The organism is Acidovorax sp. KNOB132 (assembly GCF_057541515.1).
The window spans coordinates 1-1637 of sequence record NZ_BAAJYT010000485.1; the positions used below are offsets into that span (position 1 = coordinate 1).

The following is a 1637-nucleotide window of genomic DNA, read 5'->3' on the forward strand; positions in this document are numbered from 1 at the left end:
TGGCGCCCAGCTGGGTGCAGATGCCGGCGGGGTCGCTCGTCTTGGCGTTCCAGCCCACGTAGGTGGCGCGCGGCACGGCCACGGCGGGCAGGCGCACGGCGCCTTCGGCGATGCCGTCGGCATCGGTGCGGGGCACGAGCACGGGGTATTCGCCCAGCACGCGCGGCAGGCCGGTGGCCGCATCGGTACGGAACGAGGGCACGGCATGGCCCCGGTAGCCCAGGGCGGCGATGCCGCGGTACTGCCCCGGGTCGCCAGCGCGCACCAGCGTGCCATCGGCCACGCTGGGGTAACGGCTGGCGGGCGGCTCGGCGCCGCTGGCCACCCAGTCGTTCATGCCGGCCAGCAGCGCGCGCATCAGCGGGCCGGGGTAGATGGGCGAGGTGGGCAGGCGGCAGCCGGGCTGGGGCTTGGCCACGGCGTCGGCCGCGGCAAAGTGCTGGGTGCCGGCGACCAGATAGGCGCGCACCTCGGGCGGCAAGCCCAGGTGGTGGCCGCGCGCATCGGTCACGCTCTGGCTCGCGTGCGAGGCCCACATTTCGTATTCGGAGTCCACCTGCATGATGCGCGGGCAGCTTGCCGTGGCGCGGCAGCGCTGCAGCAGGCCGTCGGTGCGGCCGGTCTGCGGATCGGTGCTGGCTTCGTAGGCCATGGGGAACTGGTCCACCGGGTACACGTGGTCGGTGTTGGGGCCCGGGTTGCGCGCGGGCTGGCCGAAGCGCGCGCTCGTGAAGCTGCGGCGCCCGCCGGGGATCTGCAGCAGCAGGCCGTCGTACACGGGCCGGTGGTCGGCCGATTCGTTGAAGCCCAGGTAGACAAAGTCGCGCAGCACCCGGCCCGACTGCGAGATGCCGGTGCCCAGCAGGTGCCGCATCTGCGGCTGGCCGCCGTGGGCGAGCGGGTTGGCGGCGCTGCCGTCGTGGCGCAGATAGTGGGCCACGTCGCGCAGCGCGACCAGGCCCAGGCCCATCACCTGCGGGTCGCGCGCGGTGTAGGTGAACTCGTAGATGGCGTCGGCCGGCTGGCGGGCGGGGCGGGTGATTTCCAGCGTCTGGTCGTCCACGAAGCGAAAGGCCAGGCCCGCGGGCTGCGTGCGCTCGTCCTGCGCGCGCGGGCGCACCGTGAGGCGGGCGCCTTCGCGCGTGGCCGCCGGGTAGGCGAGCTTGACGGTCTGCACGGCCTCAGCCTGCTTGGGCGTGAACACCCATTCATCGCGCGAGGGGCCGGTCACGCCGGCCAGCACGGGCACGTTCAGGCCCAGCAGCGCCGCGCCTTTGCTGCCGCCCGAGACGGGCAGGTCGCCCTGCCAGCCGATCCAGGCCAGCGTGTAGCCCTGCGCCAGCAGGAAGCCGGCGCCGGCATCGGCCGCCTGCTGCAGGCGGCCATAGGTGGCGGGTGCATCGTCGTACGCCGGGCCGATGAGCTTGCGGCCCCGGTTGGGCACCTCGACCAGCAAGGTGCCGTTGGGGCGCTCGGGCTGCAGGATCACCACGTCGGCCACGGCGGTGACGCGGCCCGCCGCGTCGCGCGGAGCGATCGCGATGTCGGCGATGCCCGCGTTGCGCGGGTCGGCCGGGTCCACCGCGAAGGTGGCGCGCGCCACGGTCTTGCGCGCGGTGCCGCGCTCGCCGAAGCTG

1 protein-coding gene is annotated in these 1637 nt (G+C 74.4%); it reads right to left on the minus strand.

Translation table 11 applies throughout. From position 1 onward, the window contains the following. Window positions 1–1637: alpha/beta hydrolase domain-containing protein (locus AC27IO_RS23970; protein WP_498741168.1), on the minus strand; the 1637-nt coding region annotated here is incomplete at both ends.